The organism is Rhodanobacter soli, from assembly GCF_040548735.1.
Lineage (GTDB): Bacteria > Pseudomonadota > Gammaproteobacteria > Xanthomonadales > Rhodanobacteraceae > Rhodanobacter > Rhodanobacter soli_A.
This window is the reverse complement of the sequence record NZ_JBEPSD010000001.1, coordinates 1554626-1573566: the sequence shown is the minus strand read 5'-3', so window position 1 is coordinate 1573566 and position 18941 is coordinate 1554626. Positions and strand designations below refer to the sequence as shown.

General features: G+C 57.1%; 23 protein-coding genes. 21 read left to right on the top strand and 2 right to left on the bottom strand.

Annotated elements, in window-relative coordinates; translation table 11 throughout:
• The first annotated feature begins 751 nt into the window (after positions 1 to 751).
• Both ABIE04_RS07260 and ABIE04_RS07255 read left to right on the top strand, forming a co-directional pair.
• Positions 752 to 1030: a type II toxin-antitoxin system RelE/ParE family toxin gene (locus ABIE04_RS07260; RefSeq protein ID WP_354548014.1), complete on the top strand. Its 279-nt coding sequence runs from the start codon at positions 752 to 754 to the stop codon at positions 1028 to 1030.
• 14 nt (positions 1031 to 1044) lie between these two features.
• Positions 1045 to 1329: a HigA family addiction module antitoxin gene (locus ABIE04_RS07255; protein WP_354548010.1), complete on the top strand. Its 285-nt coding sequence runs from the start codon at positions 1045 to 1047 to the stop codon at positions 1327 to 1329.
• An 89-nt stretch (positions 1330 to 1418) separates the two neighbouring features.
• Here ABIE04_RS07255 and ABIE04_RS07250 read toward each other — a convergent pair whose 3' ends face one another.
• A complete protein-coding gene (locus ABIE04_RS07250; protein ID WP_354548005.1) occupies positions 1419 to 2405 on the bottom strand; it encodes an SOS response-associated peptidase family protein in 987 nt (328 codons plus the stop codon).
• Positions 2406 to 2740: 335 nt separating this feature from the next.
• Here ABIE04_RS07250 and ABIE04_RS07245 point away from each other — a divergent pair, with 335 nt between their 5' ends.
• A complete protein-coding gene (locus ABIE04_RS07245) occupies positions 2741 to 2920 on the top strand; it encodes a hypothetical protein (protein WP_354548000.1) in 180 nt (59 codons plus the stop codon).
• A 282-nt stretch (positions 2921 to 3202) separates the two neighbouring features.
• Here ABIE04_RS07245 and ABIE04_RS07240 read toward each other — a convergent pair whose 3' ends face one another.
• A complete protein-coding gene (locus tag ABIE04_RS07240) occupies positions 3203 to 4210 on the bottom strand; it encodes an integron integrase (RefSeq protein ID WP_354547995.1) in 1008 nt (335 codons plus the stop codon).
• 1200 nt (positions 4211 to 5410) lie between these two features.
• On the opposite strand from ABIE04_RS07240, the gene ABIE04_RS07235 reads away from it, so the two are divergent.
• The 18 genes from ABIE04_RS07235 (at position 5411) to ABIE04_RS07150 (ending at position 17579) form a co-directional block, all read left to right on the top strand.
• Complete coding sequence (locus ABIE04_RS07235) at positions 5411 to 5797, top strand: DUF6984 family protein (protein WP_354547991.1); 387 nt, start codon at positions 5411 to 5413, stop codon at positions 5795 to 5797.
• A 72-nt stretch (positions 5798 to 5869) separates the two neighbouring features.
• Positions 5870 to 6055, top strand: coding sequence for an LPXTG cell wall anchor domain-containing protein (locus ABIE04_RS07230; RefSeq protein WP_354547986.1), 186 nt, complete (start codon positions 5870 to 5872; stop codon positions 6053 to 6055).
• 103 nt (positions 6056 to 6158) lie between these two features.
• Complete coding sequence (locus tag ABIE04_RS07225; protein ID WP_354547981.1) at positions 6159 to 6413, top strand: hypothetical protein; 255 nt, start codon at positions 6159 to 6161, stop codon at positions 6411 to 6413.
• Between the two features lie 542 nt (positions 6414 to 6955).
• Positions 6956 to 7285 carry a hypothetical protein gene (locus ABIE04_RS07220; RefSeq protein WP_354547976.1) on the top strand — a complete coding sequence of 110 codons (330 nt, stop codon included), beginning with the start codon at positions 6956 to 6958 and terminating at the stop codon, positions 7283 to 7285.
• Positions 7286 to 7787: 502 nt separating this feature from the next.
• Positions 7788 to 8045 carry a hypothetical protein gene (locus tag ABIE04_RS07215; RefSeq protein WP_354547972.1) on the top strand — a complete coding sequence of 86 codons (258 nt, stop codon included), beginning with the start codon at positions 7788 to 7790 and terminating at the stop codon, positions 8043 to 8045.
• Positions 8046 to 8108: 63 nt separating this feature from the next.
• Positions 8109 to 8480 carry a hypothetical protein gene (locus tag ABIE04_RS07210; protein WP_354547968.1) on the top strand — a complete coding sequence of 124 codons (372 nt, stop codon included), beginning with the start codon at positions 8109 to 8111 and terminating at the stop codon, positions 8478 to 8480.
• Positions 8481 to 9793: 1313 nt separating this feature from the next.
• Entirely contained in the window at positions 9794 to 10084 is a 291-nt protein-coding gene (locus ABIE04_RS07205; protein ID WP_354547963.1) for a hypothetical protein, read from the top strand.
• 57 nt (positions 10085 to 10141) lie between these two features.
• On the top strand, positions 10142 to 10609 hold the full coding sequence (locus ABIE04_RS07200; RefSeq protein ID WP_354547959.1) for a hypothetical protein: 468 nt from the start codon (positions 10142 to 10144) through the stop codon (positions 10607 to 10609).
• Between the two features lie 297 nt (positions 10610 to 10906).
• Positions 10907 to 11323, top strand: a complete 417-nt coding sequence (locus ABIE04_RS07195) for a hypothetical protein (protein ID WP_354547954.1) — start codon at positions 10907 to 10909, stop codon at positions 11321 to 11323.
• Between the two features lie 75 nt (positions 11324 to 11398).
• Entirely contained in the window at positions 11399 to 11638 is a 240-nt protein-coding gene (locus tag ABIE04_RS07190; protein ID WP_354547950.1) for a hypothetical protein, read from the top strand.
• A gap of 54 nt (positions 11639 to 11692) precedes the next feature.
• Positions 11693 to 12079: a hypothetical protein gene (locus ABIE04_RS07185; protein WP_354547946.1), complete on the top strand. Its 387-nt coding sequence runs from the start codon at positions 11693 to 11695 to the stop codon at positions 12077 to 12079.
• A gap of 57 nt (positions 12080 to 12136) precedes the next feature.
• Positions 12137 to 12472, top strand: coding sequence for a ribonuclease E inhibitor RraB (locus ABIE04_RS07180; RefSeq protein ID WP_354547941.1), 336 nt, complete (start codon positions 12137 to 12139; stop codon positions 12470 to 12472).
• Between the two features lie 445 nt (positions 12473 to 12917).
• Positions 12918 to 13157, top strand: a complete 240-nt coding sequence (locus ABIE04_RS07175; protein ID WP_354547939.1) for a hypothetical protein — start codon at positions 12918 to 12920, stop codon at positions 13155 to 13157.
• Positions 13158 to 13612: 455 nt separating this feature from the next.
• Positions 13613 to 13798, top strand: a complete 186-nt coding sequence (locus tag ABIE04_RS07170; RefSeq protein ID WP_354547937.1) for an LPXTG cell wall anchor domain-containing protein — start codon at positions 13613 to 13615, stop codon at positions 13796 to 13798.
• A 217-nt stretch (positions 13799 to 14015) separates the two neighbouring features.
• A complete protein-coding gene (locus tag ABIE04_RS07165) occupies positions 14016 to 14282 on the top strand; it encodes a hypothetical protein (protein WP_354547935.1) in 267 nt (88 codons plus the stop codon).
• A 1920-nt stretch (positions 14283 to 16202) separates the two neighbouring features.
• Positions 16203 to 16571 (top strand): hypothetical protein, encoded by a 369-nt coding sequence (locus ABIE04_RS07160; protein ID WP_354547932.1) that lies wholly within the window; start codon positions 16203 to 16205, stop codon positions 16569 to 16571.
• Positions 16572 to 16633: 62 nt separating this feature from the next.
• Positions 16634 to 17086: a hypothetical protein gene (locus ABIE04_RS07155; RefSeq protein WP_354547930.1), complete on the top strand. Its 453-nt coding sequence runs from the start codon at positions 16634 to 16636 to the stop codon at positions 17084 to 17086.
• A gap of 94 nt (positions 17087 to 17180) precedes the next feature.
• The gene (locus ABIE04_RS07150) at positions 17181 to 17579 is read left to right on the top strand and encodes a hypothetical protein (RefSeq protein ID WP_354547927.1); all 399 of its coding nucleotides are present in this window, start codon (positions 17181 to 17183) and stop codon (positions 17577 to 17579) included.
• Positions 17580 to 18941: the final 1362 nt, after the last annotated feature.

The window sequence follows — 18941 nt, the reverse complement described above, 5'->3', positions numbered from 1 at the left end:
GGGCGTTGTGCTCCAACGTTAACCATGAGCGACACTGGGGGCCTCGTCCACCGCGGAGATATGTGGGGATTCATAGCGCTCTTGTGGACGATGCGGTACGCAGAAGCTGATGGAGACCAACAGCTACATCATCGAGCGTCTCAGGATATGTATCGAGCCATGCCAATGGCCATCCGAGAGCCATGGCTTGCGAATCATGCGGCTGCATTGATCGAGCTAACGGAATCTATCCGGGCAAGGAGCTTGTACTCCTTCTACCTCTTCGATGTTGACTTCGATGTCATCAAGCGACAGGCCGCGGATCCAACGTATGAGCCAGTTCGTGAACTTAGGCGCAGGGACCCCGTGACCGGGCGCTTTCAGGAGGTAGAGGACCCAGTGCTCCCAGCTCAAATCATTCCGGGCAGGGAGCGGGCTCTCATGGCGCGATCACGGCCTGAGTGACTGGCCCATCTCCGGCTCTGCCTAGCCCATCGCATTGATGCTGCGCTTTTAGATTGCCTCCGCTCTGCGTGCACCGGTGTGACTGCATCACTCGGCTGATACGTGCTGACCAACTCGCCGACCGATATGATCAGCCGCAGGCTGACGCCGACCGACTGGAACCGACGGCGGATTCAATCGGAGGGTCGGCGGGGATTCATACAAAAGCCGGCAATTGCCTCGATAACGCATTGAATCTGCGAGGTCTTGGAACCATGCGGAACGGTCGATTGGTTGTGCCGCGTATCGCAACGCGCTACACTTAAGCATGATCATAGGCTTCCGTCACAAGGGATTGGAAACCCTCTACCGGACTGGCTCCGCTCGTGGCGTGCAGGCGGCGCATGCGCCCAAGCTCGGTCGCATTCTGGCCGCTCTCGATGCCGCTGCAAGGCCGGCCGAACTGAATCAGCCGGGCTACAAGTTGCATCCTCTGAAAGGGACGCTCAAAGGCCACTGGTCAGTGTGGGTGAACGACAACTGGCGCGTCACGTTCCGGTTTGTCGGCCAGGACGTCGAGCTGGTTGATTACCAGGACTACCATTGAACGAGGTTACCGCCATGATGAAGAATCCTCCGCACCCCGGCGAGCTGCTGCGCGAAGACGTGCTTGCGCCACTCGGCATTGAGGTTACCGATGCCGCGCAGCGGCTTGGCATGTCGCGCACGACGTTGTCGCGCGTAATCAACGGCAGGGCCGGCATCAGCCCCGATCTGGCGCTCCGATTGGAGCGGGCGGGCGTCAGCACGGCACGGTTCTGGATGACGCTGCAGACCAACTATGAGCTAGCTCAAGCCGCGCAGCGAAAGCAGCCGAAGGTGCAGTCTCTACAAGACGCGGCGTAATACGCCAGTGGCTGCGTGCACGGCTTGTAGGCGTCAAGGCGGGGTAACTCTGGCCAACATGCGGTTCCGATGGTTGCTGCCCGGGAGTATCAGATTTCCGGCTTCGCCAGTTGATGCTCATAGTACGGTCGCACACGCCGGTCGAGAATGGCGTAAAGACTGGGGAGGTCATTCGGATTCGGGTCGAGCCACGCGTCGATGTCCTTCTCCTGGATCGGAATGGGGCATCGGTCGTGACCTGCCTCGACGACTTCCAAGGGCGGATCGTCGGTGATGGCCGCGAATGTGTAGAAGCCGGGATCGTCACCGGCAGCCTCGATATAGGTCCAGAGACAGGCCACAAAGAGATTTTCACGGGTCGCTGGCGTGAACAGGATTTCCACGCTCTGCTCGCGTTCCCCTGGCGCCAACTGTCGCCCCTGCAAGTTGTGGAGGTAAACGCTTTCGTAGAATCGGTCGACAACCATGATTCCGTGTTGGTGGCCGAAGACCTTGCGCCACATCGTCGACAGCTTGTCTCGCCGTGCGTTGTAGGTGCCGGGCTTCTCTATCTCATCGGCTTCCGTCCAGCCGGGCAAGCGGCACCAATATCGCATGGGCACCACGGAGCGTTCGCCCGTCGCCGGGTCGCGGATCATCACCGGGGCGACGTAACCCGGCCAGATCCGGTCGACGCCATCAGCCGGCGCGGGCGAGGCCATGTCGTCGAGTTTCTTCTTGCCGGCGTCGATCTTGTTGGTCGCAATGCGGCGATCGTTCTCGGCCTTCTTGGTCGGTTTGGCGGATACCAGCTTGGCGTTGGCGTCGACCAGGCGCGCTTCCTGGACACCGATATCGGCAGCGATCAGGGCAATCGCTTCCGCGTCAGCCTCGCGCGCCATCTCGACCGTGCCCATATCCAGCGAGCCGCTGGTGGCGTCGGTCATGGCGCGGCGCATGGCCTTCGGCACGACCTTCATCCAGTTGCCCTTTTTCTTCGTCCAGCCGGCGAGCTTGGTGAACTCCTTGATGTTGAGCTTGCCGCCGAAGCGTTCGTATTTTCGGAAGTCAGCCCAGATTTGCGCGCTGTAGCACATGGGATTCTCCACTGATTGGCGGACAGGATACCGGCGGCGAGTCTCGCAGACGCCATGTGACGAGCCGATGGAGCCCGACGCCAGCAACGGGCCGCTAGATAGGCCATCCCCTACACGCGCCGACGCTCGCCGCCGATGCCGGCCAAGTCTCCGTCCGTGCAATCTATTAGCGCCCCGTTAGTCAGGAACAAACCGACCGGACGTCCGGCACTGCCGACATCGCAAGGTCAGGCGGAACCGACGAACCGGGGCTTCTTCATGGTGGGCTTTCATCCCCCGAAAGTCTCAACCCTTCGCGCCTGAACTTCAGGCGCTGCTTTTTTAGAGAGGCGGCCATGCTCGAAGTCCATCCCGCACCCGACGGCTTCACCGTGTATGACACCGACGCCGGCGAAGCCGTGATCAAGTTCGCCAGTCGCGCGGAAGCGGATGAAATGATCGCCACGCTCCAGATTGCGGACGTGCATGCCAAGCTGCAACAGTGGGTACCGGATGCAGTCTCGCTGTCGTACTAACGATTCCAGTAGGGGGCAATCGTCGCTCAGTTGGTTACAGCGAATGACTGCTGGCAATCGTTCTAGGCGGACGGCTTCGCGCGCCGTCGCCTTCCGACCCATTTGAGTCGGTCGCGAACGTCCGCTCTGGGGGCGTCTAATTTTTCGGTATTTTTCCGGGAGTAGCGGCAAAAATCGTGGCCGTGCGAGTAGACCCGATGCGATCGCTGCATTGCTCGGGCCTGCCGACGCGAGGCGTGGGCGTAGCGTTCGCTGCTCCAGTGGGTCGACATCGTCAGCCATTCATCGATCCAAGGGACTCAGGACCCCGCTGGCGCTGCGATTGAGGACGTGGGTATAGATTTGGGTGGTGGCGACATCTCTGTGCCCGAGCAGCTCTTGGACAGTCCGGATGTCATAGCCCATTTCGAGCAGGTGGGTCGCGAACGAATGCCGCAAGGTGTGCGCGCTCAATGACTTGACGATGCCCGCACGAAGACGCGCCGCCTTCAGTCCGCGCGTCAGGATGGCGTCGTCGAAGTGATGACGACGCTCGACGCCATCGTTCGGATCGATCGACCGCTGTACGGACGGAAACACGTACTGCCAGCCGAAGTCACGCGCTGCCGATGGATACTTGCGTGCCAGTGCGTACGGCAGGGACGCTGCGCCAAACCCCGCAGCCAGATCGGCAGCATGCAGCATCTGTGCACGTTCGATTTCACGCTGCAACGGCTCGACCAGCGATTTGGGCAATACGGTGTGGCGATCCTTGGCTCCTTTGCCACCACGGATCGTGATCTCGTTGCGCGCGAAATCCACATCCTTGACGCGCAGCCGCAGGCATTCCATCAGGCGCATGCCGGTGCCATAGAGAAGGCTTGCCAGGAGCTGTGGCCGGCCTTCCATGTGTGCCAGCAGGGATCGCGCCTCGTCTTGCGATAGCACCGTCGGCACGCGCTTTGGCCGCTTGGCGCGCACGACACCCTCCATCCATGGCAACTGGATCCCAAGAACCACCCTATACAAAAACAGCAGGGCCGACAGCGCTTGGTTCTGGGTGCTGGCCGCGACCTTTCGCTGGACGGCAAGGAGTGACAGGAACGCCTCAACTTCCGCCGCGCCCATCTCGCGCGGGTGACGCTTGGCGTTGGCCAAGATGAACCGCCTTATCCAGCTGATATAGATCTTCTCGGTGCGTAAGCTGTAGTGTTTAACCCGCATGTGTCGGCGAACTTCGTCGAACAAGCGGGGAGCAGGTGGAGTCGGAAGGGGTCCGGATATCCCCGCGGATTGTGGTGGATAAGACATAGCACCCCGGATAAAAAGGTTTGTGTGGCAGCGTATCGACGATGCCGCCTCCGGGGGTATCAGATAAGAGCTTGATCTCGTGTAGGATTACGGTGGAAAAGGGCCGCACAGGGAAGCTGAACATCCAGTGCATATCGCCGTATCAAGGCACTACTGAAGCGTTAGGCCATGCGAAAAACTCTTCTCGCGTTAATCATCCTTATCGCAACGAGCTGTTCCAACAGTCCGTTTCGAAATGCGCCGCCGCAAGAGTCCGCTAGCCTCAGCCTCCCTAAGTCCGCCGATACATTGGCACCAAACCGGCTTGGCGGTATTTTCGCAATAGACGGGCGCTCCGTCGCGGCAGAAAGCAGAAATATTGTCTTTCTCTCACCAAGCTCACACAAGATCAGTTTTCTCTGCCCTGGCTGGATGTACGTCGACGGTTTTCCAAGCCTGCGGCACAAATTTTCCGTTGGCAAAAAGTACGAGCTATCCTGTTCCAGTGGCGCCGTCGAAATCAGGTTGCTTGGCGGCGCCTAACATTTCGTTCAAGGCGGACGGCTACGCCGCCGCTTAACTCCAGCGTTAGGCAGCAATAGGGAATCACATGGACACAGGGACAAAGCAGTTGCTGAATCGCTGGGAGTCGCTACGTTCGGGAGCGGGGTTGGCCCGTGCAACGTCAGTTGCCCGCGCGCTCTGGCTTCTTGGTTTAGCTCTCTTCCTCGTTGTTGTCATTGGTCTCTACTGCATGCTTCCTCCTATCGTTCTCGTTGCAATTTCGGCCGTCATGGGCTGGGTCATCGCTGAGCGCAACGCCCTCAAATCGCGCATAGCTCAGTGGCCTACTTTTGCAAGCTATATCGATTGGGCACGGGTTAGTAATGACCTCGGTGGCAAATAGGTTGCCTAACAATTCGTTCAAGGCGGACGGCTTCGCCGCCGCTTAACTCCAGCGTTAGCCGGTAGCTCGTTGTTGTTCTTCGTCGCGTGTGTTTCGCCCAGCTTCGCGCTGACTTGCCGTCTCTCGCCGCAGCAGCATTCCGCGCGGCATCGCGGCAAGTCCTCAGCCTTCAGAGCTGGTAGTTTGTGGGGGTCGGTTGCATCACGTTCTGCGCTTGTCCACGCAACAATTGGCCCAGGCACACCTCGTCGCAACCGTCTAACTTCTCATTCAAGCGGACGGCTGCGCCGCCGCTTAATTCCAGCGTTAGACCTGTGAACCAGACACCGTCGCACATTGAGATAGATAGGCCTCTGAGCATCGACGAGCGTGCCGTTGTTCAGTGGCTCCTTGAGCACGGCAATGGGGACAACACGACGTTCCTGGAGCAACTTGGGCAGGCGCGAGTTGCGCGTCTCTGTGGTTGCGGCTGCGCAAGTATCGACTTTGCAGTCAACGGCAAACATCCTCAACAGTTCGCCATGCGCACCTTATCGGACTATCAGTGGCGTGACGACCATGGCCACCTATTCGGCGCCTATGTGTTCGAGCAAGATGGTTTGCTAGCTGGACTAGATTTGTGGTCAATCGACGGTCAGAGCACTCCAAATGCCATGCCTCCTATCGAGCATTTGGTTCCACTTGGCACCGCACAGGTCTAACATTTCGTTCAAGGCGGACGGCTACGCCGCCGCTTAACTCCAGCGTTAGGCCTCAAGAGGGGAGTCTAGGCAATGCGCAACAAGATCTTTGGCGGCATAGGCATTCTGTGGGGTGGCGCGCTTCTTTTTCGCTGGCTCACATCGGGTACCTCCGACGTCGGTTCATCTGCGTATCAGTCGGGTCAGTCTGCTGCCGTTATCTTCGGTGCACTCATGCTCGTAGCTGGGCTGTACTACTTTTTCCGCAAGCCAAACTAGTCGTTGCTTTAACGGCAACGCACTTTTTCAACGCGGTGTTGCGGCCTAACATTTCGTTCAAGGCGGACGGCTTCGCCGCCGCTTAACTCAGGCGTTAGGCCGCATGAGCAAAGACCTCAGCAATGTGCATGTTCTTCTTGGTCAGCTTATCGACGGCTGGTGCGAGCGGCGCGCGCTCAATCCGCTCCGAGTCATCTTGTCGTGCTACCCACTCACGAACGGTTTCACGGAGGATTGGGTATTACTCGCAACGAGCTTAAAGACCATTCGTGTTCAATTCGCGAACGACCTTGCCACTGACGAGCTAGAGCAAGTTATCGAGCTTCAGCATCTTGCCGAGTCGGCTGCCTACCGGTGATCATGCTGCCTAACAACTCGTTCAAGGCGGACGGCTTCGCCGCCGCTTAACTCAAGCGTTAGCTCGGCAGGGGCCACAACGTGTACCAAGAAGGCGAAGTGACCATCGCGAGGTGCGGCACCTGTGGAGAGTCTTTCCCCGTATTCACGTTTTGTGCTGACACGGACATGCTGACGGTCGGTTGCATTGCGCTAACTGCCCCTGGGCACAGACTAGCGCTTACGATGCAGCGCCCCAACGAGCGCCTAAGCGAAATCGAGGCAAGAGTTGGTCGCGGGTATAAGGTCGTCGGAATAAGGTATGTCGATAGCAGTCCTGTTGCGCATGGGATGTCCTTCCAGGAATTCCGTAAGCTGTATCATCCGCCAGAGCCGGTCTATCGCTGCATTTCTTGCGGCTCCGACTCCTCGCACGAGCGGGGGGAGACCAAAGAACAGTTCTTAACCCACGGTCACATCGAAGTTTGCGAATAAGAGCTAACATTTCATTTAAGCGGACGGCTCTGCCGCCGCTTAATTCCAGCGTTAGAACTGAGGTGAGACATGGATGTGACATACGACCATGAGAGATTCTCCAAGTATCAGGATCGACTGGTGGATCTTCTTTTGAAGACCATTTATGGCAGCCTCGTGGAATCCGGGATAGCAGATCCGCAGCTGTTGAGTAGCGCAACCCATGCAACGGCGTTCGGGGTTGCCGCGCTAATCGATGGATGTACAAATACATCAATCGACGACGATCAATTCACTCCCTTTCTCACATTCAAGGTGCCGGACATGGAAGCGGCTCTGCACGGCGAAGGTTCTTGGATGCATGAGTGCCTCGATGAGGATGCAATTGATGCAATGTGCGGTTTGCCTGCAGCGTTCTAACATCTCGTTCAAGGCGGACGGCTTCGCCGCCGCTTAACTCCAGCGTTAGGTGCCTATGACCGATTCCGAGAAAAGCAGACGCATGGCGCTACGACGAGATGCAAGCAACCGTGCGCCCGCCGCACCAAAAGTTGCTAAGTCCGGCGCGTCATATCTAGTGGCACATGCGTGCTTCGACTGTTGTAAAAGCTTTAAGGCGGCCCCCCGTGATGAATCCGTCGTCTGTGCAAATTGCGGCGGCGAGCTTCACCAGATGGGTAGGTCCTTTAAGGCACCTCCTGTCAAAGACACTGAGCAATGGGCCAAGGTCAGGGCGCTGTACAGCGCAGGCTTTCGCTTCTCTAGCTACCGCAGCCACTCTTGCGCGCCGCTCCCTGCAAAATTATCGCAAGTCGCCGCTTTCGTGGCCGAGCACCCCGACCATCCAATGCGGGTAGCGGCACCTAACAGTTCGTTCGAGGCGGACGGCTTCGCCGCCGCTCAACTCAAGCGTTAGGTGCTTATGGACGTGCAAGGAACTCTCGGCCGTCTCTGGGATGTAGACCCAGAGTTAGTGATGGGCGTTTCTATTTTTGTAGTGCTCGTATTACTTTCTGGCCTGTACCAGCTTCGTGCCGGAGAAAAGCTTCAGGATGTTAGTCGCGACGTCGGCAAAATTATTTTCGGCATGGGAGGCATCATCATTGCAGTAGCTATCGTGGGTGCTGTATTTGCCTTTGTCGCAATAATTATTGCTGGCCTTCTTGGCGTAGGCCGGTAAACGCACCTAACCAATCATTCAAGCGGACGGCTTCGCCGCCGCTTAACTCCAGCGTTAGTGCCCATGAAGACTCTTCTACTCGCCCTCACCATCGTTGCTTTAGCTTTGCCAAGCTACGTGTTGGCATGTAGTCCAGCTAATCCGAACGAGTCGATGGCGCTTGAATCAAAGGGTCTTTTCGTTGGCACAGCTATCAGCTCTCGCTGGTCTGATGAGCGCCCGCACCTAAAGGTGAGGGTAAAAGTCATTGAGGTTCTTCGCGGAAATGCTTCTGGTACGATTTTCGCCATCTCGCCCTGTGCTCTTCCTATCAACGATGGCGAGCGAGTCGTTGTCGTTCAATATGAGGAAGGCAAATATGACTACGATCAAGTAGTGTATCCCGCTGAAATGGCCGAAAAAGTATTCCGGGCGGGCCTACGTGCTGGGCACTAACCACTCGTTCAAGGCGGACGGCTACGCCGCCGCTTAACTCAAGCGTTATGCGCGGTCGGACAAGTGCTTGTTGCAGTGCAACGCACGGCGCCGCAACTGCCCATGTCGATCGGCAAAGCCCGCTTCGGGCAGCAACTCGTTTGCGCCGTCGCATCATGTGTTGCGCGGTTGCTCGATTCGGCGCCTTTACCTTCGGCTGGGCGAGCTCGCCGCCTGATCGCCTGGCGTCCATCGAGTGATTCCCGTCCACCATATCTTCCGGGCTAAGATCGCTTCAGCTGCAGCGCTTCACCGGCTCTCCGGGCTGCATAACTATTCATTCAAGCCGAAGCCGCTTCGCGGCTCGGCTTAATTCAGGCGTTAGTCGGTAGCTCGTGGTGGTTCTTCGTTGCATGTATTTCGCCCAGCTTCGCGCGGGCTTGTCGTCCGTCGCTGCAGCAGCATTTCGGGCGGCATCGCGGCAAGTCTTCAGCCTTTAGAGCTGGTAGTTTGCGGGAGCCGGTTGCTCATCGTTCTTCGCTCGCCCAGGCCAACAGCCTCGCCCAAGCGCAGCTCGTCGCAACCGTCTAACATCTCATTCAAGCGGACGGCTGCGCCGCCGCTTAATTCCAGCGTTAGGCCTGCGTCCGGGAGATCAGCTCGCATGCTGCTAAACATCGACAAGCCCCTCCGCTGTTCGACGCTTCACGACGAAACTTGCTCACACGTTCCCAAGCCTCATGGCACAAGGTTCAAGCCACTTGGCACGCTGGGGCGAGACGGTGGCTGGTTCTCGGTTTCATCCGTCAGTCAAGCCAAGAAGGTTGCGGCACGTGAATTTCCGAGTGGCACGTTCAAGCCGTGTCAGTATTGCCAAGGGTCCTGACACGCATGCAGGCGCGCAGGCCTAACATTTCGTTCAAGGCGGACGGCTTCGCCGCCGCTTAACTCCAGCGTTAGCTTCTGGCATATGATCCTGACCAAATGTCCAAATTGTGATTCCCGGATCGACTTCTCTGCTTGGGATCTTGTTCCGGGCCGCGGCTCACCGGCATCAACGAAATGTAGCTCTTGTCGCTTCAACATTCGCCTCCCTTATTGGTGGCATTGCTTATCGCTGCTCTCAGTTATTGCTCTGGCTGCCGTAGCCGCTGGTGCAGCCGGCATATCTTCGCCGTTTTCCTTTTTCCCTTTCTTTCTTGCTACGTTCCTTACATTAATCATCGCGGTAAATGCATTTTTCATATCCATCGGTGGCCAGCTCGTAGTTGGCAGCTAACATCTCGTTCAAGGCGGACGGCTACGCCGCCGCTTAACTCCAGCGTTAGAACTCAATGGCCGCTTCGCGCAAAATTGTTCTTCATTCACTGCACGGCTATCGCCCGGAACTCGATGCCGTCGTGACGCAATGGATCCATGAGCGCGTCGGCTATGTTGGGGTTGTTGGCGTTGATGCATCAAGGATCGAGGACATCATCGATGATCTGTGTGTTGGGGATGGCTCAAACTCATACTTCATGCTCACAGCGTCCCACGGCCCAGACGAGACACTTCAAGACGCTATCTTTCTTGCAGAGCAAATTTCAGGTGAGCTCGCCGGCGATGTACACGTCGTTGAGTTCTAACATTTCATTCAAGCGGACGGCTACGCCGCCGCTTAATTCCAGCGTTAGGGGCCACTCATGGAACGGAACGGTTTGGCCTACCTCTTCATCGCTCTGCTCTGGGCCGTCTGTCTTCCGTCCGTCGCTCACTCGAACCGCGAGCATCCGGCGCAAGTGTCGGTTTGCCAGCTCACACATTTCGGCCCTGAACACGATGGGCGTGCCTACGAAACCTCGGCGTTTTATTTCACTGATCTTCGCCACGGCGCTTGGCTCATAGATCCAGAAAACTCAAACTGCTGGGTGCAACTCGGCGTCCAACAAAGCGACACCGATGGCTCTGTAGCTCACTTCATGCAAGCCTTGGTTGACGGCATCATGCGCAACGGTCCCGGTACAAAGCGGGCGCTACGAACAGAACTTGTGTTCCATTGGGTTAAAGCTGATCCGCAAGGTACTCTTGCACCACTTGGAAACCTTGGTCGCAAAAGGCATGGTCGAGTTAAGGCGGATGTTCAGCTCGGCCCCTGTCGTCGCGGCCCCTAACCAGTCATTCGAGGCGGACGGCTTCGCCGCCGCTCAATTTCAGCGTTAGGCCCTTGCTTGGTTGTTCTCGCGCAGCGGGTGCTTCGGCCAAGCCTTCGCCAGCATGCAATCCTTCGCGCCTGGCCGCTGGCTTTACAGCGCTGCGGCAAGCTCCTGGCATCCAAAGCTGCTAGCTTGCGTCCGGTGGGGGTCGCGCTCTTTCTGGCACAGTCGCCCAAGCATGGCGCGGCGCAAGCCCCTAACTCTTCATTCAAGCGGACGGCTTCGCCGCCGCTTAATTCGGGCGTTAGAGCCCCAATGAGATATCTGCAGCAACTTGCAAAAATAGAACTGGTTGCGCTCGCCGCGCTGGCGATTTTTGCGCTGGCATTCGCGTGCTTCTCCGCGGCGCAGGCATCGTTCGCGACTAATCCACTTTTTGGCGTCTTCGGCACAGGTGAGGTCGTCTTCGTCTATACGATCGTTACCGGTAGCTTGCCCGTCCTTCTCTTAGTCGCTCCGCTCTACTTCGTCCTTTGCCACTTTCATAAGGCAAGTTGGCTTTCCGTCCTTATCATCGGTATTGCGCCTGGCTGTGTCGCACTTTTCATCGCAATAGTTCCCGCTCTTTGGGCATTGCCCTGCGGAGCCTTTGTTGCAGCGTTTACTCATGCCATCTGCGGGCGGGGCTCTAACCCGTCGTCCAAGCGGACGCGCGTACCGCGCGCCGCTTAACTCCAGCGTTAGGCCCGCAAGGAAATTCAACGAATGCTTGTGTACTCGGAGCTTGGCAAGCAAGAGACTCGGCGCATGCAGCTACTCGGCATCCCGACGGTCATCGTCGTTGTTGCCTGCTCCATGACCATGGGAGCGCTCTGGAGCATTCTGTTCGCATTCGTAGCACTCATTCCTTACTCGTTCTTCTACACCAAGGCATACGCCGCGGTAGCTGCACGCAATGCATCACCGCCCGATTGGCGGTTCTACATAGGCGTGGTTCTGGTGCAACTTGTCTTCATCGCACTACTGGTGGCTCGCGCGCGGGCCTAACATCTCGTTCAAGGCGGACGGCTACGCCGCCGCTTAACTCCAGCGTTAGGCCTCATGGAAAGAAACTCGCCCGCTTCATCCCTCCGGACTGTAATCATCACGCTGCTCGTGTGGCTATCAATATGGCCAGTCATTGGCTCCACACTGAGCTTCCTGGGAGCGATTCCTACGCGCTGGCCTGCACTTGTCTACTTCGCCAATTCGGCAATGCAGTGGCGCGTTGTGTTCCTTCTTGCCGGTTGTGTAGCGCTCGGCTCTGCGTGGCTCGTGCACAAGCGAAGGATGGTTCCAGCGCTGGCGACTGCCGTTGTTTTTGCGGCGCTGTACATTCCAACCTTCCCCATTGTTTGGGCACAACGTACCATCGCCATGGGCGTCGCCGCTGTTCCAGCGCTGCTCATCGGCTACTCGCTAATCAAGTCGCGCCGGCGTGAGGCCTAACATTTCGTTCAAGGCGGACGGCTACGCCGCCGCTTAACTCCAGCGTTAGGCTTGCCCATGGAATTTGTCGCGACATTGATGGAAACCGCCGCAGCCGACACGGATGTTCTCCGGTCACTTGATCGCAATGGCGACCATTTCTCTATGTTCCGCGACGTAGACTTTCTTCTAGTGGCACCCGACGCAGAAAGGGCAGTCCTCGTTGCGTCTTTCGTCAACGATCACAGCTATGGCAAGGCTGTCCTTCAAGACCCTGCGTCCGTTCTTGTCACTATCAACATGCCTGTCGAGCAACCCATTGCTCTGTGCGTGTCAGGCTTTTTCTCGTGTCTCGCACAGCTATTTGGCGTCGAGTACGATGGTTGGGGGTGTGTGGCGCAGGCGCAAGCCTAACCACTCGTTCGAGGCGGACGGCTACGCCGCCGCTCAACTCAAGCGTTAGGCGCCTTTGCAGGTCAATCGCATGCCAAGCCCTCAATATCTGATTGCCCACGCCTGCTTTGACTGCCGCAAGAGCTTCAAGGTCACGCCTCGTCCAGACTTCACCGCAACCTGTCCTAGCTGCGGCGGCCAGCTCCATGAGATGGGCCGGTCATTCAAAGCTCCTCCCGCAAAGGACACGGAGCAATGGGCCAAGGTCCAAGCGCTGTATAGCGCGGGCTTTCGCTTCTTCAGCTACCGTAGCGTTGACGCTCCTCCGTTGCCCGCCAAGCTCTCGGAGGTCGAGGCATTCATCCACAACAACCCGGCGCATCCACTCCGCGTGGCGGCGCCTAACAATTCATTCAAGCCGAAGCCGCTTCGCGGCTCGGCTTAATTCAGGCGTTAGGCCGCAGTCATGCCTTTAAAGAATCCCGTCATTTTTACGATTCTGGTGCTTGCTGTGTTGCTTGCCGCAGGCATCGTCACGTATATCTATGGCTTGCCCCTGCTGCAAGGATCTCAGGTGGGTTGCCAGATCGGCGGAGGCATCAAATCATTTGGTTGTTCTACCTCGTTCGGATTCTTCATGGTCTGGGTTTTAATTGTGGTCGGCTTTGCAATTGGTGCAATCTGGACAAAATTTGGTCAACAATAAGCACGTGTTCGGCCTCACCGATTCTAGGGGTTGCGGCCTAACATCTCATTCAAGCGGACGGCTGCGCCGCCGCTTAATTCCAGCGTTAGGCCGCAGATGTGCCCTTAAAGAATCCCATCATCTTTACGATTCTGGTGCTTGCTGTACTGCTCGGCGCCAGCATCGTCACATATATCTATGGCATGCCCCTGCTGCAAGGATCTCAGGTCGGTTGCCAAGATGGCAGCGGCGGTGGCCTCCGAGCCTTTGGTTGTTCCACATCATTCAGTACGTTCATGTTCTGGGTTGTTGTCGTTGTCTCCTTGGCAATCGGCGGCATCTGGAGCAAATTTGGTCGGCAATAAACATGTGTTCGGTCTCACCGAATCTGGCGTTGCGGCCTAACATCTCATTCAAGCGGACGGCTTCGCCGCCGCTTAATTCCAGCGTTAGGCCTCAAGAGGGGAGTCTAGGCAATGCGCAACAAGATCTTTGGCGGCATAGGCATTCTGTGGGGCGGCGCGCTTCTTTTTCGCTTGCTCACATCGGGTACCTCCGACGTCGGTTCATCTGCGTATCAGTCGGGTCAGTCTGCTGCCGTTATCTTCGGTGCACTCATGCTCGTAGCTGGGCTGTACTACTTTTTCCGCAAGCCAAACTAGTCGTTGCTTTAACGGCAACGCACTTTTTCAACGCGGTGTTGCGGCCTAACATTTCGTTCAAGGCGGACGGCTTCGCCGCCGCTTAACTCCAGCGTTAGGTGCTCAAATGCAGCGACTCCGGACGATCCAGTTCACTGCTCTTCTTGTATTCAGCATGCAACCGTCTGCGGCGAACCCAGCCACGGAGCTCAATTGGTCGTCCGTCCATCTGGAGGGAATGACCTTGCAGCTCGTATCTCCAAAAGCCAAAGGAGACTCCGAAGAGCTCCACTTCGGCAAAGGCACTATGTCGGCAACGTACTGCAGCGGAGGTATGTGCACCGGGCCACTCACCGTCTGGAAGATCGAGAACAATCGCCTAAAGGTTGGCTACGCCCCCACCGAAGGCGACGTGCTTGTCGAGTTCACTGCCAAGAAGCTTGTTCTTCGGCACCCCGACGGAAAAGTCTTTGTCTACTCAATCATCTCGCAAAGCGGCACCTAACTATGCGCTCAAGCGGACCGTGCGGGATGAAGTTTCCGGTGCAATCATGCGTTGCGGCCCGCACGGCCGCTTAGCTTAGGCGTTAGGCCTCTAGATGAGCGACGACACAAGCAAATACCTAGCTGGTTTCGATCTGTCTCGACTTCCGGAACATGCAGGCCCGGTGCTAGTCGCGCTCGGTCAGTTCAATAGCGGCAAGCCAGTTACCTCCAGCTGTTCCAAGTGTGGCACGCCAATTTCAGTAGAGCCTCGCGGCAATCCCCCCTGTGCGTGGGTACACTCCTGTCCTTGCGGCACATGCAATGGATCATTTCGTGGGCTCTAGCATTGCCACAGGCCCGCAGCCATGCTGTTCTGCTGCGAGGCCTAACAGTTCGTTCAAGGCGGACGGCTTCGCCGCCGCTTAACTCCAGCGTTAGATGGCAGGGACGAGACAATGACTAAGTTCGGATCGTGGATGGTTTCATCTCTGCCACGCTTCATATCGGCAGCCGGGATAATTTTTGGCACGCCACTGGCCGTCGGGTTTATTGTCACGGCCTACAATCGTGGCGAGCTTACAGTTCGCTTCCTTGCACTTATCCTTATTGTTAGCGCGGTGTCAGGCATGGTCTGGGCCTTTGCAATGTGGTGTCCAGTGCGCGCGCTAGTCCGAAAGGGGATGCGGTAGAATTGCAGGAGTGGTCTTGGTGTAAAGAGCAGCCCGCACCCACTTTCGCTGCTCAGCGCATCTAACTACCCGTTCAAGGCGGACGGCTACGCCGCCGCTTAACTCCAGCGTTAGACGCTAAAACGGGTACTCCATGCGATCCAAATACCTTTCAATCCTGGGTCTCATCTTGCTTATTGCACTGCTCTACTTGCCTGCACGTTTCGCGCTCACCTTCCAGCTTTTTGGCTATCCGGTTAACTCGCCAACCGCTGGCTGGCTTGGTCCAACACCACGTAATGCTGGTCAGTGCGCCTTGGACATTGGCAAGGTCAATTCTTGGCGTTGTACCGACACATCTGTGTTTGCAAAGCACCACTTCGGATGCCAGTTGTGGCTGCGTATCTTCGGCTACTCTGGCGTCTAACATTTCGTTCAAGGCGGACGGCTACGCCGCCGCTTAACTCCAGCGTTAGGCCAAACCGCAGCATGGACACCCTTGTTCCAATTTGCTTTGTAGCGCCATGGCTCGTTTTCGCCGCTAAGCTTGTTCAAGTGTCCCTCTACGAGTGGCGTGTGCAGCTATTCGCGGAGCTGCCACCATTTGCGTTCTCCGAATTACGGCGACGCATCAGGCAGAGAAGGGGTATCGATGCCATCTACAATCAACTAAAGGCATCAGAGATCCGCTGGCTTCTTATCACCGCTTGTTGGTGGCTGCTATCCTTCGTTGGGCTCCTGGTCTTTGCACTTCTGCATGCGCACTGAGGCAGGCCTAACCACTCATTCAAGCGGACGCGCGTACCGCGCGCCGCTTAACTCCAGCGTTAGGCCGCTATGAGGCATATTCGAATCATTGAGATTCCTCCTGGTGAAGCTCCAGAGCGGGTCCGCGCGGCTTGGGTAGGGGTGACCATCCAGCTTGCTGACATCCCAGAGCCACAGCCAAGTATTTGGTCCACGACCGGAGTTCTAGGCAGGGATCACGGTTTGCTGGCTAGGTTCAAGAATCTCTTTGGCGTACCGGTCGCCGAGCAACCCAACGTGGCCTATGTTGTCGACGTTATCGCTGCCATTGAGTCTCTGCGCGCACAATCACCGTCTGCCGCTGCGTGGTGGGAGCGCCACACTCCGCACCTGCTCAAACTGGGCAAAAGGTTCTGTTTTGCCGCGTCGTGCTGTGAGGAAACCGCACATGGTGACGCGGCCTAACATCTCGTTCAAGGCGGACGGCTACGCCGCCGCTTAACTCCAGCGTTAGACCTCACAACATGACTTTCCTGCGCGTGCTGGTCTTGATCATTGCCCCTCTCATCGTCAGCGCTTGTGCTAACCCGAGGTTGGCCGCAACCGTCGCAAAGCCCGCAGTTCCGCAAACGGCAGCTGAGTGCGGCGCGCGCGGTGGCAACTGGACAACGCTTGGTTTGTCATATCCGGGCAAGCCAAAAGTCTGCGACCTCAAGACCACAGATTCCGGCAAGGTTTGCTCGGACTCCAGCGAGTGCCAAGGCTCCTGCCTCGCACCTGAGCGTGTCGTGAGTGGCATCCATGCAGTTGGCACCTGTTCCGCGCACGTGTCCAACTTCGGCAACATCAGGCTCGTCGAGCATGGCAAAGTCGAGTCACTCAACGTAGAGTGAGGTCTAACATCTCATTCAAGCGGACGGCTACGCCGCCGCTTAATTCCAGCGTTAGACACCACATGAAAGTTCTGTACGCCGCCCTTGCCCTCGCTATTGCTGGTTGCGCTACTGTCGATCCAGCGCAGATCAAGATTGCTGTCGAGCCAGTCACACAGATTTGCGGCGCATCAGACCGAGAGGCCCCTATCCGCATGACAGTGCACAACGATAGCAAGGGAAAGTTACGGATCTGGATTGACCCCACGTTGCATCAACCTCCATACGACATCAGCTGGCTTAGCTACAAAATACTCGACGGTGGCGGGGCCACCGATTGGGAACATGGCCCAGGTGGTCATGGCCCCATGCCGCCGGACACATTGTCTATTGGTCCCGGCGACTCGGCTGAAATCGTGGGTTCGCTATACGGCTTGGTGCCCGCAGACTATCCCAAAAGTTTCATGATCCAATTTAAGGATTTGGATGACCACACGTTTGTGTCGAGTTCCTTCAAAGCATGCAAAGCAAAGTAGCCGCGCCTACACCCGAGCTCGGTCGCTCGGTGGCGTCTAACCAGTCATTCGAGGCGGACGGCTACGCCGCCGCTCAATTCCAGCGTTAGGCCTTATGACAGACTTTGACGAAGTTCTAGCTGCAGAGCGAGCCAAGGACGGCGAGGCATTGCGCCAAGCGTTGTCGAAAGCAAAGGTTCCAGCGTCCATCTTGATGAGGCTCCTGCTAGACGACTGGCATGACCTGCATGAGGATATTGTCTTTGACCTCGGGCTCCTTGGGGAGCCAAGTGCTGTTGAGGCAATTCAAAAAGCCATCGATATTCCGTTCGGCCATCTGGTTGAGTGGGGCAACCTTCATGCATTTCAGCGTAAATGTGCCTACGCTCTGGCTCGCATAGGCACTGAGCAGTCGCGGGTAGCACTCGAAACACTTGCTCGCAGCACGGACTCCTACATCCGTGAGTACGGCGAGGAGGGCTTGTCAAAGTGGCCTCTTCCATTTCGCGGATAAGGCCTAACATCTCGTTCAAGGCGGACGGCTTCGCCGCCGCTTAACTCCAGCGTTAGGCTTCTATGAAATGGATCGCAACAACGTGGCTATGGATTCGTCGGCTCTTCTGCTTCTTATTTGCGGCGTTCTTAGCCGGCGGAGCTGGCCTTACGGTATGGCGCTACTTCCACGGGAGTGTGCCGTTATCAAACGTTTTTTATAGTCTCGCGGCGGTAGGTGTTGCTGCTTGGTTCGTGTGGCTTGGCGTCTATGGTGCTTCGACAGGTAGCAGCGGCTTGTTCATCGTCGACGCTGAAGCCTCGAAGCAGATGCACAACACAAGAAAGCGTCGTTATGGCTGGCGTTGGTAGCGTCCGCCTAACATCTCGTTCAAGGCGGACGGCTTCGCCGCCGCTTAACTCAAGCGTTAGGCGTCAAAAACATGCGCACATGGGTAATCGTGAGGTGGGTAATAATTGTCGCGTCAGCGGCTGGTGCACTGTTCACACCACTTCGCCCTCAGGCGTTACCCCCAATCGACTGGGATTCGTTACTGGCCATCTTCCTATTCTGTATCGTTGGCATGGTCTTTGTTCTCGGACTTCAAGTGTTCAATCCGCGCTCCGCAAAGGAGTGGTTCCGCGCTTCATGGCAACTCAACCCTTTCAATTTTCATCAACCTCTTCAATTCTTCCACCTAGGCGCCTACGCGTGCTTGGCGTCAGGCTTGGTGGTTTTGGCTCGTCTAGCCATCTCGCAGGTTCCGTTCTATGTCGAGGCCTTGGTGCCTATAGCTATGGCTGTCGGGGTACTTCTCGGCATCCAAATTGTCACGTTGGTCTTTCGTGCCAAAATCGAACATCGCGCCTAACAGTTCGTTCAAGGCGGACGGCTACGCCGCCGCTTAACTCCAGCGTTAGGTGCCATGCCAAAGTGTTTCGTAATCGAGGACGAGAGCCACGCTGAGCAAGTCAGCGAGCATGAGTCTTTAGACAATGCATGGGGCGCTTTGCGCCACTTAGCAACGATCCCTTGGGATCACGAGCCCAACGTTGCTCCATGCAAGAGCTGGCAAACCTGCGGGCGTAGCTACGAGATCATCGAGTACGAGACCTCCACTCAACCTTGGCAGGAGCTGCGGCGAGTTGCTGGTCTGTCGGTAAGTGCAAAGGGTGTAATTTGGGGGCAAGAGGCGCCAGCTCGTGGCACCTAACCATTCGTTCAAGGCGGACGGCTTCGCCGCCGCTTAACTCCAGCGTTAGGCCCCTTATGGAAAAGATGTCGCACGCCGAGTGCATCGAGCGGACAGCTTCGCCGCCGCTTAACTCAAGCGTTAAATCTCACGGCAATGGCTGCTTTTCGGCATGCATTTGTAGCAGGCGA

Coding starts and splice junctions, on each gene's coding strand:
- ABIE04_RS07260 (WP_354548014.1), top strand. CDS start 752: ATGATCATAGGCTTCCGTCACAAGGGATTGGAAACCCTCTACCGGACT.
- ABIE04_RS07255 (WP_354548010.1), top strand. CDS start 1,045: ATGATGAAGAATCCTCCGCACCCCGGCGAGCTGCTGCGCGAAGACGTG.
- ABIE04_RS07250 (WP_354548005.1), bottom strand. CDS start 2,405: ATGTGCTACAGCGCGCAAATCTGGGCTGACTTCCGAAAATACGAACGC.
- ABIE04_RS07245 (WP_354548000.1), top strand. CDS start 2,741: ATGCTCGAAGTCCATCCCGCACCCGACGGCTTCACCGTGTATGACACC.
- ABIE04_RS07240 (WP_354547995.1), bottom strand. CDS start 4,210: ATGTCTTATCCACCACAATCCGCGGGGATATCCGGACCCCTTCCGACT.
- ABIE04_RS07230 (WP_354547986.1), top strand. CDS start 5,870: ATGCGCAACAAGATCTTTGGCGGCATAGGCATTCTGTGGGGTGGCGCG.
- ABIE04_RS07225 (WP_354547981.1), top strand. CDS start 6,159: ATGAGCAAAGACCTCAGCAATGTGCATGTTCTTCTTGGTCAGCTTATC.
- ABIE04_RS07220 (WP_354547976.1), top strand. CDS start 6,956: ATGGATGTGACATACGACCATGAGAGATTCTCCAAGTATCAGGATCGA.
- ABIE04_RS07215 (WP_354547972.1), top strand. CDS start 7,788: ATGGACGTGCAAGGAACTCTCGGCCGTCTCTGGGATGTAGACCCAGAG.
- ABIE04_RS07210 (WP_354547968.1), top strand. CDS start 8,109: ATGAAGACTCTTCTACTCGCCCTCACCATCGTTGCTTTAGCTTTGCCA.
- ABIE04_RS07205 (WP_354547963.1), top strand. CDS start 9,794: ATGGCCGCTTCGCGCAAAATTGTTCTTCATTCACTGCACGGCTATCGC.
- ABIE04_RS07200 (WP_354547959.1), top strand. CDS start 10,142: ATGGAACGGAACGGTTTGGCCTACCTCTTCATCGCTCTGCTCTGGGCC.
- ABIE04_RS07195 (WP_354547954.1), top strand. CDS start 10,907: ATGAGATATCTGCAGCAACTTGCAAAAATAGAACTGGTTGCGCTCGCC.
- ABIE04_RS07190 (WP_354547950.1), top strand. CDS start 11,399: ATGCAGCTACTCGGCATCCCGACGGTCATCGTCGTTGTTGCCTGCTCC.
- ABIE04_RS07185 (WP_354547946.1), top strand. CDS start 11,693: ATGGAAAGAAACTCGCCCGCTTCATCCCTCCGGACTGTAATCATCACG.
- ABIE04_RS07180 (WP_354547941.1), top strand. CDS start 12,137: ATGGAATTTGTCGCGACATTGATGGAAACCGCCGCAGCCGACACGGAT.
- ABIE04_RS07175 (WP_354547939.1), top strand. CDS start 12,918: ATGCCTTTAAAGAATCCCGTCATTTTTACGATTCTGGTGCTTGCTGTG.
- ABIE04_RS07170 (WP_354547937.1), top strand. CDS start 13,613: ATGCGCAACAAGATCTTTGGCGGCATAGGCATTCTGTGGGGCGGCGCG.
- ABIE04_RS07165 (WP_354547935.1), top strand. CDS start 14,016: ATGACCTTGCAGCTCGTATCTCCAAAAGCCAAAGGAGACTCCGAAGAG.
- ABIE04_RS07160 (WP_354547932.1), top strand. CDS start 16,203: ATGACTTTCCTGCGCGTGCTGGTCTTGATCATTGCCCCTCTCATCGTC.
- ABIE04_RS07155 (WP_354547930.1), top strand. CDS start 16,634: ATGAAAGTTCTGTACGCCGCCCTTGCCCTCGCTATTGCTGGTTGCGCT.
- ABIE04_RS07150 (WP_354547927.1), top strand. CDS start 17,181: ATGACAGACTTTGACGAAGTTCTAGCTGCAGAGCGAGCCAAGGACGGC.